Consider the following 17,510-nt stretch of genomic DNA (forward strand, 5'->3'; position numbering starts at 1 on the left):
GTTCCGGCACCGGCCGGGTTCAGGTCTCCTGGTCGCCGGTGCGACCGGGCTCGGGCGCGGTGTCGCGCGCCGCGAGCACCCTGCCGATGAACAGGTCGTAGACCACGGCACCGAGCACGCCGCCGATCAGCGGGCCGACGATCGGGATCCAGAAGTACCAGCTGAAGTACTGGTAGCTGCCGGGCAGCGCGATTCGGTCCCACCCGGCCAGGTAGGTCCACAGCCGCGGCCCGAAGTCGCGCGCCGGGTTGATCGCGTAGCCCGCGTTGGTGCCGAAGCTCAGCCCGATGGCGGTCACCACCATCCCGATCAGGAACGGGCCGAGGTTCGAGGCGGGCGCGGTGTTGCGCAGGTCGATGAGCGCGCAGATCAGCGCGACGAGGATCGCGGTGCCCACCACCTGGTCCAGCAGCGGGCCGAACCAGGAGGAACCGAAGTACTTCGCCGGGAACGTCGCGAAGATGGAGAACGTGTCCAGCGATTCGGGACGTCCGACCCCGGCCTTCAGGTTGTAGGCGTCGATGGCCCACCGGTAGCAGGCGTGCACGACGCCCGCGGCGAGGAACGCGCCGACGACCTGCGCCGCCCAGTAGGGCACGACCTTGCGCCACGGGAAGCCGCGGCGGACGGCGAACGCGAGGGTGACGGCGGGGTTGATGTGCGCGCCGCTGATGCCGCCGGCGACGTAGACGCCGAACACGACGGCGAACCCCCAGCCGAACGCGATGATGAGCCAGTTGCCCGCGCCGAAGGCGTCGGCCTGGCGCCCGGAGCCGGGCAGTCCGGCGAGCGCGACGGCGACCGAGCCGCAGCCGAGCAGGATGAGCACGAAGGTGCCGAGGAATTCCGCGGCGAGCTCGCCGCCGATCCCGTTGCGGGACCGCTCCCGTGTGGCCATGGTTCCCCCTGCGCTGAGGCGCCGGGCGGCCCCGGTCCGCCCGGTGGTGCGCCGCGTCGAGGGTAAGTCCGCGGCCGGGCGGGCGCGCGCCTCCGCGAGCGCCGAGGGGCGCGCCCGGGCGAAACGTGATCTCCCGCACCGTTCCGCTGCGTTCCGGACGGGATTCCGCCGGAAAAAACGGGGTTGTGCACGAACCGGAACATCGGAGGGCCGATTCGGGCGGACCCGGCCTTGAGCCGATTTACAGGACAAGCGTACTGTTATGACCATCAGACCGCCGGGGCTGCGCGCACGCTCGGCCGACGTGCGCGAGACTCGCGGTCGTTCCCTGAACTGACTTGCGCCCGTCGCGAGATGGAGTTGAACGTGACTGCACCTGCGAGCAAGGACAGCTTCGGTGCCCGCGGCACGCTGAAGGTCGGTGACGCCTCCTACGAGGTGTTCCGGCTGAACGCGGTCGACGGCGCGGCGCGGCTGCCCTACAGCCTCAAGATCCTGCTGGAGAACCTGCTGCGCACCGAGGACGGTGCGAACATCACCGCCGACCACGTGCGCGCCCTGGCGAGCTGGGATGCCAAGGCCGAGCCGTCGACGGAGATCCAGTTCACCCCCGCGCGGGTCATCATGCAGGACTTCACCGGAGTCCCCTGCGTGGTCGACCTGGCCACCATGCGCGAGGCCGTCGCCGACCTCGGCGGCGACACCTCCAAGGTGAACCCGCTGGCCCCCGCCGAGCTGGTCATCGACCACTCGGTGATCATCGACGTGTTCGGCAAGCCGGACGCCTTCGAACGCAACGTCGAGTTCGAGTACGGCCGCAACAAGGAGCGCTACCAGTTCCTGCGCTGGGGCCAGGGCGCCTTCGACGAGTTCAAGGTCGTCCCCCCGGGCACCGGCATCGTGCACCAGGTCAACATCGAGCACCTGGCCCGCACCGTGATGTCCCGCAACGGGCAGGCCTACCCGGACTCGTGCGTCGGCACCGACTCGCACACCACCATGGTCAACGGCCTGGGCGTGCTGGGCTGGGGCGTCGGCGGCATCGAGGCCGAGGCCGCGATGCTGGGCCAGCCGGTGTCGATGCTCATCCCGCGCGTCGTCGGCTTCAAGCTGACCGGGGAGATCCCCGCCGGTGCCACCGCCACCGACGTGGTCCTCACGATCACCGAGATGCTGCGCAAGCACGGCGTCGTCGGCAAGTTCGTCGAGTTCTACGGTTCCGGCGTCGCCTCGGTGCCGCTGGCCAACCGCGCCACCATCGGCAACATGAGCCCCGAGTTCGGCTCGACCGCCGCGATCTTCCCGATCGACGACGAGACGATCCGCTACCTCAAGCTCACCGGGCGCCCGGCCGACCAGGTCGCACTGGTGGAGGCCTACGCCAAGGAGCAGGGCCTCTGGCACGACGCGGACCACGAGCCGGAGTACTCGGAGCTGCTGGAGCTCGACCTGTCCACGGTCGTGCCGTCCATCGCCGGGCCGAAGCGCCCGCAGGACCGCATCGAGGTCTCCGACGCCAAGCCGTCGTTCCGCAAGTCGCTCACCGACTACGTCCAGGTGCAGAACACCGACGACGCGGCGCTCGACGAGGCGGGCGAGGAGTCCTTCCCCGCCAGCGACCCGGTGTCGGTGACCCACCACGGCGAGGGCGACAAGCCGCGGCTGGTCTCGGCCGCCGACGGCGCCTCCGGCCGCCCGACGAACCCGATCAAGGTGAACTCGGACGAGCTGGGCGAGTTCGAGCTCGACCACGGTGCCGTGGTGATCGCCTCGATCACCTCCTGCACCAACACCTCGAACCCCTCGGTCATGCTGGGTGCCGCGCTGCTGGCCCGCAACGCCGTGGACCGGGGCCTCACCCGCAAGCCGTGGGTGAAGACCTCGATGGCGCCGGGTTCGCAGGTCGTCACCGACTACTACGAGAAGGCCGGTCTCTGGCCGTACCTGGAGAAGCTGGGCTTCCACCTGGTCGGCTACGGCTGCACCACCTGCATCGGCAACTCCGGCCCGCTGCCGGAGGAGATCTCCGCGGCCGTGCAGCAGAACGACCTGTCGGTCACCTCGGTGCTGTCGGGCAACCGGAACTTCGAGGGCCGGATCAACCCCGACGTCAAGATGAACTACCTGGCCTCGCCGCCGCTGGTCATCGCCTACGCGCTCGCGGGCACCATGGACTTCGACTTCGAGACCGACCCGCTCGGTCACGACACCGAGGGCAAGCCGGTGTTCCTGCGCGACCTGTGGCCCTCGCCGCAGGAGGTCCAGGAGACCATCGACTACGCGATCACCCAGGAGATGTTCACCAAGGACTACGCCGACGTCTTCAAGGGCGACGAGCGCTGGCGCGCGCTGCCCACCCCCGAGGGCGAGACCTTCGACTGGGACGGCGAGTCCACCTACGTGCGCAAGCCCCCGTACTTCGACGGCATGGGCATGGAGCCGAGCCCGGTCACCGACATCTCCGGTGCCCGCGTGCTGGCGCTGCTGGGCGACTCGGTCACCACCGACCACATCTCCCCGGCCGGTGCGATCAAGCCGGACTCCCCCGCGGGCAAGTACCTCAGCGACCACGGCATCGACCGCAAGGACTTCAACTCCTACGGGTCGCGCCGCGGCAACCACGAGGTCATGATCCGCGGCACCTTCGCGAACATCCGGCTGCGGAACCTGCTGCTGGACGACGTGCAGGGCGGCTACACGCGGGACTTCACCCAGGACGGCGCTCCGCAGGCGTTCATCTACGACGCCGCGCAGAACTACGCCGCGCAGGGCACCCCGCTGGTCGTGCTGGGCGGCAAGGAGTACGGCTCCGGTTCGTCCCGCGACTGGGCCGCGAAGGGCACCAGCCTGCTGGGCGTGCGGGCGGTCATCGCCGAGTCCTTCGAGCGCATCCACCGCTCGAACCTGATCGGCATGGGCGTCATCCCGCTGCAGTTCCCGGAGGGCTCCTCGGCGAAGTCGCTGGGCCTGGACGGCACCGAGACCTTCGACTTCTCGGGCATCACCGCGCTCAACGACGGTGAGACCCCGCAGACCGTCAAGGTCGTGGCCACCAAGGCCGACGGGTCCACTGTGGACTTCGACGCCAAGGTGCGCATCGACACCCCCGGTGAGGCGGACTACTACCGCAACGGCGGCATCCTGCAGTACGTGCTGCGCAAGATGATCCGCTCCTGATCACCTGCCGATCCGGCAGGTAGCTGATCGGCGGCCCCGGCACGTCACAAGCGTGCCGGGGCCGTCGCGCGTCCGGGGTCAGTTGATGCAGTTGATGCCGTCGGCGGTGATCGGGTCCGGGGCGATCGGCCGGTCGACCGGGGTCGTCGAGGTGGCGGGGGCCGACGACGTGGCGCTGCGGCTCGTCGACGGCGCCGAGGTCTCGGAGGCCTCGGAGGTGGTCTCGCGGCTGCTGGACGAGCGGGTCGTGCCGGAGCGGCTCGTCGTCCCCTCGCTCGACCGGGACGTGCGGGTCGTGGACGGCCGGGCCGAGCTCGACGAGGACCCGGTCTCGTCATCCCGGGTGCTGCGAGGCGCCGACGACCGGCCGGCTTCCCCGGTGGACTCCCCCGTGGCGCGCGCGCCGGTGGGCTCGGCCTGGCGCGGCACCGGCCGTCCGTCCGCGGCGCCCTGCACGGCACGCCCGACCTCGATCGGATCCACCCGGACCGCCTGGCCGTCGCGGGTGGCGAAGTTCGCGTCCCGGATCGGGATGGTGGAGAACTCCACGGCCCCCGCGGTGATCCCCTGCATCCGCTGGGCGAAGGTGAGCACGTCCCACTCCCGGTCCAGCACGATCGACTGCCGCGCCGAGTCGATCAGCTCGCTCAGCCGCGCGGGCTGCGACAGCACCCCGCCGGAGGTCGCGGTCCGCACCAGTCCGGCCAGGAAAGCCTGCTGGCGCACCATCCGGTCCAGGTCGCCGCGGGGCAGGCCGTGGCGCTGGCGCACGAACGCCAGCGCGTCCGCGCCCGCGATCCGCTGGTGGCCCGCCGCGAACTCCGCCCCCGAGTAGGAATCGCGCACCGGTCGGTTCAGGCACACCGGCACCCCGCCGACCGCATCGGTGAGCCGGGCGAAACCGAGCAGGTTCACCTCCGCGTAGTGGTCGACCTGCACCCCCGTCAGCCGCTGCACCGAGTCGGTGACCAGCGACCGGCCCGCGTCGGCGGAGCGCCGTTCCCGCTCCGCGGGGTCGAGGCCGCCCATGCTCGCCGCGGCCGCCGCCTTCCCCCGCCCGTACGCCGAATTGATCTTGTGCTCGCCGTGGCCCGGAATGGTCGCGTAGGTGTCCCGCGGGATGGAGAACGCGGTCGCCCGCGACCCGTCCTCCGGCACGTGCACCAGGATCAGCGTGTCGGTGAGGCTCGCCGGATTCCGCCCCGCACCCAGCCTGCGCAGCACGTCGTCCGGCAGCGGGCGGCCCTGCGCGTCGGTGCGGCTGTCCAGGCCCACCAGCAGGATGTCGGTGGCGCCGTCGGCGCTCGCGCCCTCGGTGGCGGAGCTGGTGCTCAACGCCCACCGCAGGTCGCCGTAGTTCGCCCAGCCGTAGCCGGTCGCGGCGAGCACCGCCGCCGACAGCAGGGCCGCGCCGACCCGGGCCACCGTCGACGCCCGCGATCGGTGCGGCAGCCGCGGTGCGTCGAACGCGCGTGATTCTCGACTCAACGAGCCACCCCCTGGATTGCGCGGACCGCTGGTCAGGCTATCCGCGGCTGCTCCGTTCAGCCGCGTGCCGCGGGCCCACCACCGCAGTCCCGCGCGTACTCCGTTCCGCCGAACACCCGCGTGCAGCGGCGAAAATCGGGCCCGCCGGTCACCGTCCGCTTCGGAAACCGGCTCGACGTCGGGAGCTACCGCCGTCCGCCCGCTGTCGTTACCCTGCTCGGGTAGCGGCCCCGCCTACCCTGCGTGGGCGACCGCGTCCCACCCCCGGAGGTGAACCGGTTTGTCCGACGCATCGGAGCACGAGCTATCCGGCGGCGACCGATCGCCCGCCCGCACCACGCAGGTCGTGGCCGTCCGCTACGCGCCGGGCGCCGTCGCCGAATCCCGCAGGCAAGCGCACCTCGCCGAAGCCGCCGGACCGGTCGAGGACGTGGCGCAGTGGACCACCGCCTGCGGTGAGCTGATCCCCGCCGACCTCGCCGAGGTCTCGCACGGCCCGGCCGGGATGCCGTGCCTGCGCTGCCTCGTCGGCCTCCCCGCGCCCGGCCAGGTCGGGAACGGGCCGCTCACCTGACCTGGTTGCACTTGATGCAGACCATGCGGCCGCCCTGCTCCGGGATCAGCACGTGCTCACCACCGGCCGGGCACTCGTCCTCGTCCGGTTCCCGCGGCGGCCGGTCCGGCGGCGCCGCGCGGCGCTCGCACCTACCGACGCCGCGGGGTCGGCTCGCACGGGTCATCGACGGTCCTCCCGATCCGGCTGCGCGCACGGCCGCAACTCTGCTCCGCCGCCGGGACGCGCCAAAGATCCATCCCGGCGGTTCTGCCCGCGCAGCCCGGGGAATCACCGGGCGGGAGCGATCACCGGGTCCGCTACCCTGACCGCCGATGAGCGACAGCGACTACTTCTCCATCGTCGAATCCACCCACGACGTGCAGAACCCGATCAGCCCCGCGAAGCTCCGCGAGGTCGCCGAACACCTGGAGATCGGCGCCGGTGACCGGGTCCTCGACATCGGCGCCGGCCGCGGCTGGTGGGCGGCGGAGCTGGCCGCGATGGGCGCCGACGTGGTCGGGCTGGAGAGCAACGAGGAGTTCGTGCGGGCCGCGCGGGAGCGCGCCGCGTCCTCCGGGCTGACCGACCGGGTGCGGCACGTGCACGGGCCTGCGCTGGAGTTCGAGCCGGAGCCCGGCGGCTACGCGGTCGCGACCTGCCTGGGCGCGAGCTTCGCGCTCGGCGGTTTCCGCGCGTCGATGGAGTGGATGGTGGCGGCGCTGGTGGAGCACGGCCGGTTCGCGATCGGCGACGTGCACTCCGTGGACGGGTCCTCCACCGAGGAGCTGCCCTCGCTGATCGAGCTGGTGCACGTCGCCGAGGAGTTCGACGTGGAGGTCACCGGCCTCGTGTCGGCCTCCCTCGACGACTGGGACCGCTACGAGTCGGGGCAGTGGAAGAACGCCCACACCTGGGCCAAGTGCAATCCCGAGCACCCCGACCGGGACCGGGTGCTCGGCGACTCGCGCCGGTTCCGCAACGACTACCTGACCCGCGAACGCGGCTCGCTGGGCTGGTCGGTGCTCGTCGGCGAGCGCCGCTGACGGTCAGTGCGGGCTGAGCAGGAAGACCCGCAGTTCGCGGCCCCCGGCGCGGCGTTCGTAGTCCTCGTAGGCGGGCCAGAACGGCAGGACCACCTCGTGCCACAGCCGTTCCCGCTCGTCCCCGGTGAGCAGCCGTGCCCGCACCGGCACCCGGCGGGAGATCACGTCCACCTCGGCGTCCGGGTGCGCCAGCAGGTTCGCCGACCAGGCCGGGTGCGCCGCCTGACCCCAGTTCGAGCCGATCACCAGGTAGTCGTCGCCGTGCGGCACGTACAGCAGCGGCACCTCGCGCGGCAGGCCGCTGCGCCGCCCGGTGGTGGTGAGCACCATCGCGGACAGCCCGCCCAGCCGCGCCAGGCCGATGCGGCCACCGGTGCGCCGCTGCACCGCGAGGTCGGCGGGCACCAGCTTCCGGCCGACCGCGGCGAACCACTGCTGCCTGCCGAGCCGCTGCGCGACCTTGGTCATGACCTTCACCCGGCCAACCCTGTCACACCGCCCGGTGACCGCGACCCGCGATCGTGATCGCGACCACCGGGCAGGCCCCGACCACCGGCCGGACCGCGGTCGCCGGTTCAGACCGCGGTCGCCAGGGACAGCGCGAAGTCGCCCGGGTCGTCGAGCCACCAGCGGGTGAGCTCGAACCCGGCGTCGGCGAGTTCGCCCTCGACGCGGGAGCGGCGGAACTTCGCCGACACCTCGGTGCGGATCTCCTCCCCCGCGGCGAGCTCCACGGTCAGCCCGAGCCCGTCCACCGGCACCCGCATCGCGCGGGACGCCCGCAGCCGCATCTCGATCCACTCCTGTTCGGCGTCCCACCGCGCCACGTGCGCGAAGGCGTCCGGGTCGAACCCGGCGCCCAGTTCCCGGTTGAGCACGCGCAGCACGTTGCGGTCGAACTCGGCGGTGACGCCCTGCGCGTCGTCGTAGGCCCGCACCAGCCGGTCCGGGTCCTTCACCAGGTCGGTGCCCAGCAGCAGCCACTCCCCCGGCCGCAGCGCGGCCCGCACCGCGGCGAGGAACCGGGCGCGTTCGGCGGGCGGGAAGTTGCCGATGGTGCCGCCGAGGAACGCCACCAGCCGTCCGCTGCCCGCGGGGACCGCGGCCAGCTCGGTGGTGAAGTCGCCGACGATGCCGCGCACCAGGAGCTCCGGGTAGTCCAGCGCGATCGCCGCGGTGGCCTGGCGCAGCGCGGACTCGGAGACGTCCAGCGGCACGAACCGCCGCAGCGTCGCGGTCTTGCGCAGCGCGTCCAGCAGCAGCCGGGTCTTCTCCGAGGAGCCGGAGCCGAGCTCGACGAGGGTGCCCGCACCGGTGAGCTCGGCGACGTCGACGGCGTGCCTGCTGAGGATGCCGTGCTCGGCGCGGGTCTGGTAGTACTCCGGCAGCTCGGTGATCCGCTCGAACAGCTCGCTGCCCCGGGCGTCGTAGAGCCACTTCGGCGGCAGCCACTTCGGCCGGTCGGTGAGGCCCGCGCGGGCGTCGGCGCGCAGCTCGCGGGCCGCGTCCGCCGCGGTGAAGTGCACGATCAGTTCGGGCTCGGTCATGGTCGTTCCCCCTCGTCGAGCAGTGGTGCGACGTGCACATCGCCGGGCCGGGCGATGACCAGGTGCCGGTCCGGGACCGGCCGCCACCGGGAGTCGTCGCCGAACGGTTCGGCGGACAGCAGCACCGAGTCCGCGTCCGCGCGCACCGACAGCGCGTGGCCCCAGGTGGTGCCGATCAGCGTGCCGCCGTCGGTGAGCAGCAGGTTCAGCCGCGATTCCGGCCGGGTGCGCACCACCTGGCCGAGGACGTCGCGCACCGCCCGCGCCGGTTCCGCGCCGCGTTGCAGCCGGTGGCGCAGCAGCGCCCACAGCACCGCCGAGTCGGTCGGCGCCTCCAGCGTCATCAGGTCCACGACGTCCAGCTCGGCCGCGGCCTTCGCCAGCGACTCCGGCCAGCCCGCGACGACGCCGTTGTGGCTGAACAGCCACGTCCCGTCGGTGAACGGGGCGCACGCCGCCTCGCTGACCGGCATGCCGACGGTCGCCGAGCGCACCGCCGCCAGCACCGCCCCGGACCGCTGCCTGCGCGCGAGCTCCGCGAACGAGCGGTCCGTCCACATCGGAACGGCTCGGCGGTGCCGGGCGGGCTCGGCGCCGGCTTCGTACCAGCCGACGCCGAACCCGTCGACGTTGACGGTGCCGCCGCCGCGCATGTCCCGCGGCGCCCACGTCTGCTCCAGCAGCGAGTGCGGCGGGTCCAGCAGCAGCTCCGCCAGCGGCAGCGGTGGCCCGAGGTAGCCCAGGTGCCTGCACATGCCGCGCTCAGCCGAGCTCGTCCGGGCGCGGGGTGCGGGCGCAGCGGAAGCCGCTGAAGATCTGCCGCCGGATCGGCAGGTCCCAGTTGCGGAAGGTGCCGCGGCAGGCCGCCGCATCGGTGCCGAACGAGCCGCCGCGCAGCACCTTGTGCCCGGGGCCGAAGAACACCTCCGAGTACTCCCGGTACGGGAACGCCGCGAAACCCGGGTAGGGCAGGAAGTCCGAGGACGTCCACTCCCACACGTCGCCGATGAGCTGGCGCGCCCCGCACGGCGCCGCACCCAGCGGGTAGGCACCGGCCGCCGCGGGCCGCAGGTGCCGCTGGCCGAGGTTGGCGTGCTCCGGCCCGGGGTCCTCGTCGCCCCACGGGTGGCGCAGCGAGCGCCCGGTGCGCGGGTCGTGGCGAGCGGCCTTCTCCCACTCCTGCTCGGTGGGCAGCCGCTTGCCGGCCCACCGCGCGTAGGCCTCGGCCTCGTGGAAGCTGACGTGCAGCACCGGTTCGTCCGGCGGCAACGGCTCGACGTGCCCGAACCGGCGGCGCAGCCAGCCGTCGCCGTCGCGCCGCCAGAACCGGGGCGCGGTGAGCTCCGCGTGCTGCCGGTACGCCCAGCCCTCCTCGCTCCACCAGCGCGGCGAGTCGTAGCCGCCGCCGTCGACGAAGCGCCGGTAGGCAGCGTTGGTGACCGGGGTGGTGTCGATGAGGAAGTCCGGCACGTGCACCCGGTGGGCGGGGCGTTCGTTGTCCAGCGCCCACGGTTCGGTGGAGGTGCCCATCGTGAACGGCCCGCCCGGCACCAGGACCTCCGCGGGCAGCGCCTCGGCTCCGGCGGCGGGCGGGTCGTCGGCGGTGAGCACCGGCGGGCCCTGCCGCAGCTGGTGGGTGGCGAGCATCGTCTCGTCGTGCTGCTGCTCGTGCTGCACGATCATGCCGAACGCGAACGCCTGCGCCACCAGCCGCCTGCCCTCCAGCGGGGCGCGGTCGAGCAGGTCGAGCACCTTGGTCCGCACCTCGCCCACGTAGGAGCGGGCTTCGGCGGGACCGAGCAGCGGCAGCTGCGGCCGGTCGCGGCGCGGGTGCTGGAACGCGTCGTAGAGGTCGTCGATGTCGGGGCGGATCGCCTCGGCCCCGCCGACGTCGCGCACCAGCCACAGTTCCTCCTGGCTGCCGATGTGCGCGAGGTCCCACACCAGCGGCGACATCAGCGGCGAGTGCTGCCGGGTGAGGTCGTCGTCGTCGACGCTGCCGGTGAGCGCCTCGCTGCGGGCGCGGGTGCGGATGAGTTCGTCGGCCACCCGCGAGCGCAGCGCTTCGACGCCGAGGTCGGCGAGGTCGCCGCGGCCGGGACGCGGGGGGTGCTGGGGTTCGGTGCCTGCTTGGGACCTGGTGTTCACCGGGTCACCTCCATGTTCGGCGGGAAGGGCGCGCCGGGGCTGCCACCTCGACGCGCGGGATGACTGCGCGTCGGTCAGCGGGTTTCGGCGAGCCGGTTGCGCACCACGTCGGCGAGCGGTTCCACCAGTTCCGGGGTCTCGTCCAGCCGGTCGAGCTCGCGGCAGGCCAGCTCCAGCACGGCGGTCGCGGTGCGGGCCAGCACCGGGTCGCCGAGGCCGTGGCGGGCGGCGGCGACCCAGCGGCCCGCGGCGGGCGCGGCGAGCTCCAGCGCTCGGTCCACAGCGGACTCGTCGGCGAACAGCGCGGCGAGCGCGGCGGCGGGCAGCATCCAGCCGTCGCCGTGCTGCGCGTCCAGGTAGCGGACCTCGAAGTACCCGCGCGGCCGCACCGGCGGGAACAGCGTGCTCAGGTGGTAGTCGAGGTCGTCGAAGGTCGGTGGCCAGGGCAGCGCGCCGCAGATCCACTCGGCGAAGGTCACCCCGCCGGGCGCCCGCCAGTCGGTGCCGTCGCGGCGCAGGCACAGCAGCGCGGTGTCCAGCACCCGGCGCGCCCAGTCCGCGCCCGGATCGGCCGTCGCCGGGCCGGGGCGCATCCGCGGGATGTCGGTGCGCAGCAGCGAGCGGGTGCGCGCCGACGCCCAGCCGGTGGGGTCGCCGAACAGCTGCGGGGAGTTCGCGAACGCCGCGATGAACACCGGGCCGAGCGCGTGCAGCGCCGCCCAGCGCGCCGCGACCCGGTGCGGTTCACCGGCGTCCAGGCACACCTGCACCCCTGCGGTGCTGCACATCATGAGCCGGCCACCGATGCCGATGCGGTCGAATGCGCACTCCATCGCGGCGTAGCGGGGGACGTGCAGCAACCGGTGCGGGATGCGCCACGGATCGGTGCCGCGCTCGCCGAGCAGCAGTCCGGCGTCGGCGAGCCTGCGCCGGACGTGCGCGGCGTCGGCGGCGGTCGTGTCGAGCAGGGACCGCAGCGAGGGCGACGGGAGGCTGGAGACCTCGACCTGGCCACCGGGTTCGACGGTGAGCGCGGAGCCGTTAGGCAGCGGGCGCTGCGGGCTGTCCGGGACCAGGGAGCGGGGGGCGTGCGGGCCGAGCGCCGCGATGAGCGCCTCGGCGTCGAGCGGCCGCCGGGGATCGGCCGCGTGGTGGACGGTCCATTCGAGTTCGACGCCGAGCAGCCTCGGAGGCCCGTGCTTGAAGCAGACCGAAGCCACGTAGGCCTCCGCTTCGGCCCTGGTGCGGATGCGGGAGCTGGGTACCTCGGCGGGCGGGTGCGCCGCGGAGGGGGAATCGATCGACGCGGTCATGCGGATCATCACCACCTGGGTAGAGCACCGGCGCCACCGGGGCCCACCTGGGCCGCCGGGACCGTCCGGGCGCGGTGCCTGCCCGACCGGAGCCGGCGGGAACGCCACGAATCGGGCGAACGTCACGGGCGGGTCGAAATCGGTGCGCAGGTGTGCGGAGAAGTCCAGTGCCTCTGCGGAATACTTCCCCAACAGGTGGATGGTTGCCAACAATACGTACGTACGGATTGCATGGGGCGCGACCGAACTGGGACGATCAACCCATGCCCAGGGTCAGTCGGGATCACCTCCAGGCCAGGCGCCGCCAGATCCTCGACGGTGCCCGCAGCTGCTTCGCCCGCAACGGGTACGAGGGTGCCACCGTCCGCAGGCTGGAAGAGGCCACCGGACTGTCCCGCGGCGCGATCTTCCACCACTTCAAGGACAAGGAATCGCTCTTCCTCGCCCTCGCCGAGGACGACGCCGCCCGGATGGCCGACGTGGTCGCCGAGCAAGGCCTCGTGCAGGTGATGCGCGACCTGCTCGCCGACCGCACCCCCGGCGGCGGCAGCGAACCGGAGGCCGAGTGGCTGGGAACCCGGCTGGAGGTGTCGCGGCGGCTGCGCACCGACGCCGAGTTCCGGGCCCGCTGGGCGCAGCGCTCCGAACAGCTCACCGCCGCCACCAAGGCCCGCCTGCAGTGGCAGCGCGACGGCGGGAACCTGCGCGACGACGTGGACGTCGACGTGCTCACCGCCTACCTCGAACTGGTCCTCGAAGGACTCGTCTCGCACCTGGCGATGGGCCTGCCCGCCGACGACCTCGGCCCGGTGCTCGACGTCGTCGAGGAGAGCGTGCGCAGGCACCGCGGGGCCTGACAACCGCTCCCCCGTCCGCCCGGCGCGCCACGCCCATCCGGCGGTAGCGCGGCGTAGGGTCGCGGCGGCGGCCGCGGCGAGCGGCGAGGAAGGAGCGAGCGCAACGTGGTCAGCGAGTGGTGGAACCGCTTCCTCGCCTCCGACCCGGCGTTGCGCAGGCTGCGCAACGCCGCACGCACGACGCTGGCGGTGGCCTTCGCGCTCATCGTCGCGATGGGAGCGCTCTGGCTGCTGCACCGGCCGGTGACCAACGGGATGGTCGCCGCGGTGGTGGCGATCAACTCGGTCACCGCGGTCAACGACGCCACCGAACGGGAACGCCGCCGCACCACGCTGCTGATCCCGGTGCCCGCCGCGATCTCCCTCGCCCTGGCCACCTCCACGGCCGGCTTGCCGGTGCTGCACGTGGCGCTGTTCCTGCCCGTGGTGTTCGCGGCGACCTACATCCGGCGGTTCGGTTCGCGGTACTTCGCGTTCGGGATGGTCGCGTTCATGGGGTACTTCTTCGCGATGTTCCTCCGCCCGCAGCTGCCGCAGCTGCCGGACCTGCTGTGGGCGGCGGTGTGCGGGGCGGGCAGCGCGTTCCTGCTGCGGTTCGTGCTGCTGCGAGACGACCCGCGCGGGGTGCTGGAGCGGGGGCGGCGCACGCTGCGCGCCCAGGTGCAGGCCCTGCTGCACGAGGTGCGCGCGCTGGCCCAGCAGCCGGACTCGGAGCGGCGCCGCAAGCGGCTGCGGCACCGCTCGGTGCGGCTCAACGAGACCGCCCGGATGCTGGAGAGCGCCGTGTCCGACCTCGACGAGCTCGGCGAGGCGGGCCGGGAATTGCTGCGGCGGCGCATCCTCGGCGTCGAGCTGACCGCGGAGAACCTGCTGACCCCGCTGATGCGGGTGCTCGACCACCCCAGCGGCGGAACGGCGGTCCCGCAGGCCGTCGCGGAGCTGCTGGCGGTGGTGCGCAGCGACGCCTCCGAGGTCCGAGCGGCCGCGCGCTCGCTGGCCGACCGCATCGAACGCGACGGGGTGCGCGCCGCACCGGGCGCGGCCACCGCGGTCGCGGACGGCGACGGGTCCCGGACGACGCGGGACGGTTCGGTGGAGCTGGCGATGGCGATCCGCAGGCTGGGGGCGGCGCTCGCCGAGCTCACCGCCGCCTACGGCGACCTCGGCCGGGTCGCACCGCGCACCGGGGACGCCGACGGCACCGCCGGGGAGGACGCCGGGCAGAGCTCCCGCGAGGAGCGCGACGCGGCCGACCGGGACCGGGACGACCAGGACCGGGACCGCGGGGAGCAGGAGGAGACCGGGCTGCGCCGCCCCGAGGTGCGCGCAGCCGTGCAGGCCACCTGCGCCGCCGCGATGGCGATCGTGTTCGGCCAGCTGGTCTCGCCGAACCGCTGGTACTGGGCGGTGATCACGGCGTTCGTGGTGTTCATCAGCGCGAACAGCCGCGGCGAGCTGCTGGTGCGGGCCTGGCAGCGCACCGCGGGCACCATGCTCGGGGTGGTCGCCGGGGTGCTGGTGGCCTCCCGCATCACCGGTGATCCCGCCGCGGAGCTGCTGGTGATCCTGTGCTGCGTGTTCGCCGCGTTCTACCTGGCCGGGGTGTCCTACGCCGGGATGACCTTCTTCATCACCACGATGCTGGGGGCGCTCTACGCGGTGCTCGGCACCTTCGACGTGAGCGTGCTGGGCGTGCGGCTCGCCGAGACCGCGATCGGCGCGAGCGCCGGGGTGCTGGCGGCGACGGTGGTGCTGCCCACCCGCACCCGGCGGCTGGTGCGGGACAACGCCGAGGACTTCCTGCTGCGGTTGCGGGACCTGCTGCGGTCGACCGGCACCGCGGTGAGCGCCGGCGACTGCGGCGAGGGCCTGCGCGAAGGCGTCCGCGAGGTGGACGACGCGCTGGACAGCTCGCTCTCCAGCGCCCGGCCGCTGCTGGCGTACCGGATGCCGTCGCGGCGCAGCGCGCTCGACCGGTCCCTGACGGTGCTCACCGGCTGCGCCTACGCCGCCCGCAACCTGGCGGCCGTGCTGCCGCCCGCCGTGGACATGCTCGACGGGGACACCCGCGAGAGGCTGGCCGAACTGCTGTGGGCGATGGCCGAGACGGCCGAATCGATGACCCAGGAGGCCACCCAGAGCACCCGGGAGGCCCGCGAGTCCGCGCAGTCCTGGGCCGACGACCTGCGCGACCTCGCCGAGTCGCTGCCGCAGGACCCGACCTCGCTGCACCGCACGCTCGCCACCCTGGACCGGCTGCGGGGGCTGCTGGACGACCTCGCCGAGGAGACCGGTCTCGGCAGCACCCGGGAGCGGGCCCCGGCATGACGCGGCGGGCGGCCCGAACCGGACCGCCCGCCGCCGTCGAGGGGCTGGATCACGGCACCCCGTGCATCAACTTCTTGATCTTCGGTGCGCCCAGCGCGAGCAGCCCGCCGCAGGCGATGGTCGCCAACCCGATCACGCCGAAGTACAGCATCTGGTTCGCCGGGTCGTAGAGCTTCACGACCTGCGCGCCGACGCCCTGCCCCAGCGCCGGGGCCAGGAAGTACAGGCCCATCGTCTGCGAGGAGAACACCGGCGGCGCCAGCTTCGTGGTCACCGACAGCCCGACCGGCGAGAGCATCAGCTCACCGATGGTGAGGATGACGAACACCAGCGCCACCACCAGCGCCAGCTGCTTGCCGCTGGAGTCGGTGATGAACCCGGACACCACGACCCACAGGAAGCCCAGTCCGACGAACACGAGACCGCCGACGAACTTGATCGCCGTGCTCGGCTGCCGGTCACCCAGCTTCAGCCACAGCGCGGCGAACACCGGTGCCAGGATGATGATCGCCAGCGAGTTGATCGACTGGAACCAGCTGACCGGGAACTCCCAGCCGAACACCTCGTGGGTGGTCTGCATGTCGGTGACGATCACCAGGGTGCTGGCCTGCTGCTCGAAGAGCATGAAGAACAGCGCGGTCGCGAGGAACAGCGGGATGTAGGCGACGAGCCGCTCCCGCTCCACCTTGGTGATCTGCTTGCTGCTGAGCATCACCGTGAAGTAGGCGATCGGCAGCACGGCCGAGATCACCGTGACCACGTTGACGAGGCCGCCGAGACCGATGACCCCGGTGCCGACCAGCGCCACCAGCCCGATCACGAACACCGCGGCGATGCCGCCGGCGCGGCCCAGCACGGCGCCCTTGTGCTCGGCGGGCAGCGGGTTGCCGGGCACGTCGCTGACGCTGGAGAGGTTGCGCCTGCCCAGCACGTACTGCACCAGGCCCAGCGCCATGCCGACCGCGGCGGCGCCGAAGCCCCAGTGGAAGCCGATCTCGGACTGGAGGAACCCGGCGATCAGCGGCCCCGCGAACCCGCCGAGGTTGATCCCCATGTAGAAGATCGAGAAACCGGCGTCGCGGCGCTTGTCCTGCTGCGCATAGAGGTCGCCGACCATCTTCGAGACGTTCGGCTTGAGCAAGCCGGTACCGGCGATGATCAGCACGATGCCGATGCCGGTGGTGACCAGACCGCCGGGAATCGCCATCGCGATGTGCCCGAACATGATCAGGACGCCACCCCAGAACACGGCGCGGCGAGCACCGAAGATCCGGTCGGCGATCCAGCCGCCGGCGACGCCGGTCAGGTACACCGAGGCGCCGTAGGCGGACACGAGCGAGGTGGCGGTGGTCTCCGGAAGCCCGAGACCACCGTCCTGCACCGCCGTGTACAGGTAGAGCGCGAGGATCCCGCGCATCCCGTAGTAGGAGAACCGCTCCCACATCTCGGTGAAGAACAGCGTGGACAGTGCCCGTGGCTGGCCGAAGAAGCCCTGCTGCGGCGCGTCCGCAACCGTGGGGTTACTCACGATCACGACCTCTCTGGTGCTGGTGCGGCGGGTGGCCGCGTGCGGAACTGCGCAGAGGTTACGCCTTGCCCAAATGGTGTGAACCGCAACCTGGAAATACGGTGAAAACCGGTGGGGTGATCATCCGCAGCGACGTACGCAGCGCTGTTCTGCGAGCACTCGGCGCGATCGCGCTACCGCCGATCGGACGCAGTGCCGTTGCCCCCGCACCCACCGCGGTTCGCGGGTCCGCCTTCCCGGCGGGTCCCCGAGATCCGCGGTCGCGCTCCGGTCCAGCGGTGGGCGGGCCGGGAGGCGCGGTGCGTTCCGCCAGGATGGAGCACCCCGATTTGCTGCGCGAGCCGGCGGAGGACGCCCCGGAACAGCGGATCGCCGGGCCTTCCCGATCTCGTCCGACGGCGCCGCCACCCACGTGTCCGGGCTGTCGGCGCCGAGGCGGGCCCGCCCGGGTTCGGGCGCGTCTCGCAGCGGGACGGCCTGCCGCTCGACGGCGAATCGCCGGTGGGCGGCGGCCGGGTGCGGCGCTCCCCCGGCGGCGCGGTGATCACGAATGTCCTGACCGGGGTGAGCGCGCCGGCGGGCTGAGCCTGCCGCGGTCGCCGAGGTGGACGCGACCGCGTGACCGCG

14 protein-coding genes are annotated in these 17,510 nt (G+C 72.8%); 5 read left to right on the forward strand and 9 right to left on the reverse strand.

Features of this window, described 5'->3' with window-relative positions; all coding sequences use genetic code 11:
- Positions 1-19: 19 nt before the first annotated feature.
- Positions 20-898, reverse strand: a complete 879-nt coding sequence (locus tag AC29IT_RS02380) for an MIP/aquaporin family protein (protein WP_358446567.1) — start codon at positions 896-898, stop codon at positions 20-22.
- Positions 899-1,252: 354 nt separating this feature from the next.
- Here AC29IT_RS02380 and AC29IT_RS02385 point away from each other — a divergent pair, with 354 nt between their 5' ends.
- Positions 1,253-4,075 carry an aconitate hydratase gene (locus AC29IT_RS02385; protein ID WP_488217662.1) on the forward strand — a complete coding sequence of 941 codons (2,823 nt, stop codon included), beginning with the start codon at positions 1,253-1,255 and terminating at the stop codon, positions 4,073-4,075.
- A 78-nt stretch (positions 4,076-4,153) separates the two neighbouring features.
- On the opposite strand, the gene AC29IT_RS02390 is transcribed toward AC29IT_RS02385, so the two are convergent.
- Positions 4,154-5,563: an LCP family protein gene (locus AC29IT_RS02390; protein WP_358446267.1), complete on the reverse strand. Its 1,410-nt coding sequence runs from the start codon at positions 5,561-5,563 to the stop codon at positions 4,154-4,156.
- Between the two features lie 280 nt (positions 5,564-5,843).
- Between AC29IT_RS02390 and AC29IT_RS02395 the strand changes: the two genes are divergently transcribed.
- Positions 5,844-6,137, forward strand: coding sequence for a hypothetical protein (locus tag AC29IT_RS02395; RefSeq protein WP_358446264.1), 294 nt, complete (start codon positions 5,844-5,846; stop codon positions 6,135-6,137).
- Here the strand turns inward: AC29IT_RS02395 and AC29IT_RS02400 are convergent.
- A complete protein-coding gene (locus AC29IT_RS02400; protein WP_358446261.1) occupies positions 6,130-6,303 on the reverse strand; it encodes a hypothetical protein in 174 nt (57 codons plus the stop codon). The genes AC29IT_RS02395 and AC29IT_RS02400 overlap by 8 nt on opposite strands.
- Positions 6,304-6,451: 148 nt before the next feature.
- Here AC29IT_RS02400 and AC29IT_RS02405 point away from each other — a divergent pair, with 148 nt between their 5' ends.
- Positions 6,452-7,162, forward strand: a complete 711-nt coding sequence (locus tag AC29IT_RS02405; protein ID WP_488217663.1) for an SAM-dependent methyltransferase — start codon at positions 6,452-6,454, stop codon at positions 7,160-7,162.
- A 3-nt stretch (positions 7,163-7,165) separates the two neighbouring features.
- On the opposite strand, the gene AC29IT_RS02410 is transcribed toward AC29IT_RS02405, so the two are convergent.
- The 5 genes from AC29IT_RS02410 to egtA form a co-directional block, all read right to left on the reverse strand.
- Positions 7,166-7,630 carry a nitroreductase/quinone reductase family protein gene (locus AC29IT_RS02410; RefSeq protein ID WP_358446256.1) on the reverse strand — a complete coding sequence of 155 codons (465 nt, stop codon included), beginning with the start codon at positions 7,628-7,630 and terminating at the stop codon, positions 7,166-7,168.
- 107 nt (positions 7,631-7,737) lie between these two features.
- Positions 7,738-8,709: an L-histidine N(alpha)-methyltransferase gene (egtD, locus tag AC29IT_RS02415; RefSeq protein WP_358446253.1), complete on the reverse strand. Its 972-nt coding sequence runs from the start codon at positions 8,707-8,709 to the stop codon at positions 7,738-7,740.
- On the reverse strand, positions 8,706-9,464 hold the full coding sequence (gene egtC, locus AC29IT_RS02420) for an ergothioneine biosynthesis protein EgtC (RefSeq protein ID WP_488217664.1): 759 nt from the start codon (positions 9,462-9,464) through the stop codon (positions 8,706-8,708). Before egtC ends, egtD begins: the two co-directional genes overlap by 4 nt.
- A gap of 7 nt (positions 9,465-9,471) precedes the next feature.
- Entirely contained in the window at positions 9,472-10,770 is a 1,299-nt protein-coding gene (gene egtB / locus AC29IT_RS02425) for an ergothioneine biosynthesis protein EgtB (protein WP_488217909.1), read from the reverse strand.
- A 161-nt stretch (positions 10,771-10,931) separates the two neighbouring features.
- A complete protein-coding gene (gene egtA, locus AC29IT_RS02430; RefSeq protein ID WP_488217665.1) occupies positions 10,932-12,179 on the reverse strand; it encodes an ergothioneine biosynthesis glutamate--cysteine ligase EgtA in 1,248 nt (415 codons plus the stop codon).
- A 254-nt stretch (positions 12,180-12,433) separates the two neighbouring features.
- On the opposite strand from egtA, the gene AC29IT_RS02435 reads away from it, so the two are divergent.
- On the forward strand, positions 12,434-13,027 hold the full coding sequence (locus AC29IT_RS02435; protein WP_358446244.1) for a TetR/AcrR family transcriptional regulator: 594 nt from the start codon (positions 12,434-12,436) through the stop codon (positions 13,025-13,027).
- 105 nt (positions 13,028-13,132) lie between these two features.
- Complete coding sequence (locus tag AC29IT_RS02440) at positions 13,133-15,355, forward strand: FUSC family protein (protein ID WP_358446241.1); 2,223 nt, start codon at positions 13,133-13,135, stop codon at positions 15,353-15,355.
- Positions 15,356-15,404: 49 nt separating this feature from the next.
- On the opposite strand, the gene AC29IT_RS02445 is transcribed toward AC29IT_RS02440, so the two are convergent.
- A complete protein-coding gene (locus tag AC29IT_RS02445) occupies positions 15,405-16,883 on the reverse strand; it encodes a peptide MFS transporter (RefSeq protein WP_488217666.1) in 1,479 nt (492 codons plus the stop codon).
- Positions 16,884-17,510: the final 627 nt, after the last annotated feature.

The organism is Saccharopolyspora sp. MMCC62, from assembly GCF_057736575.1.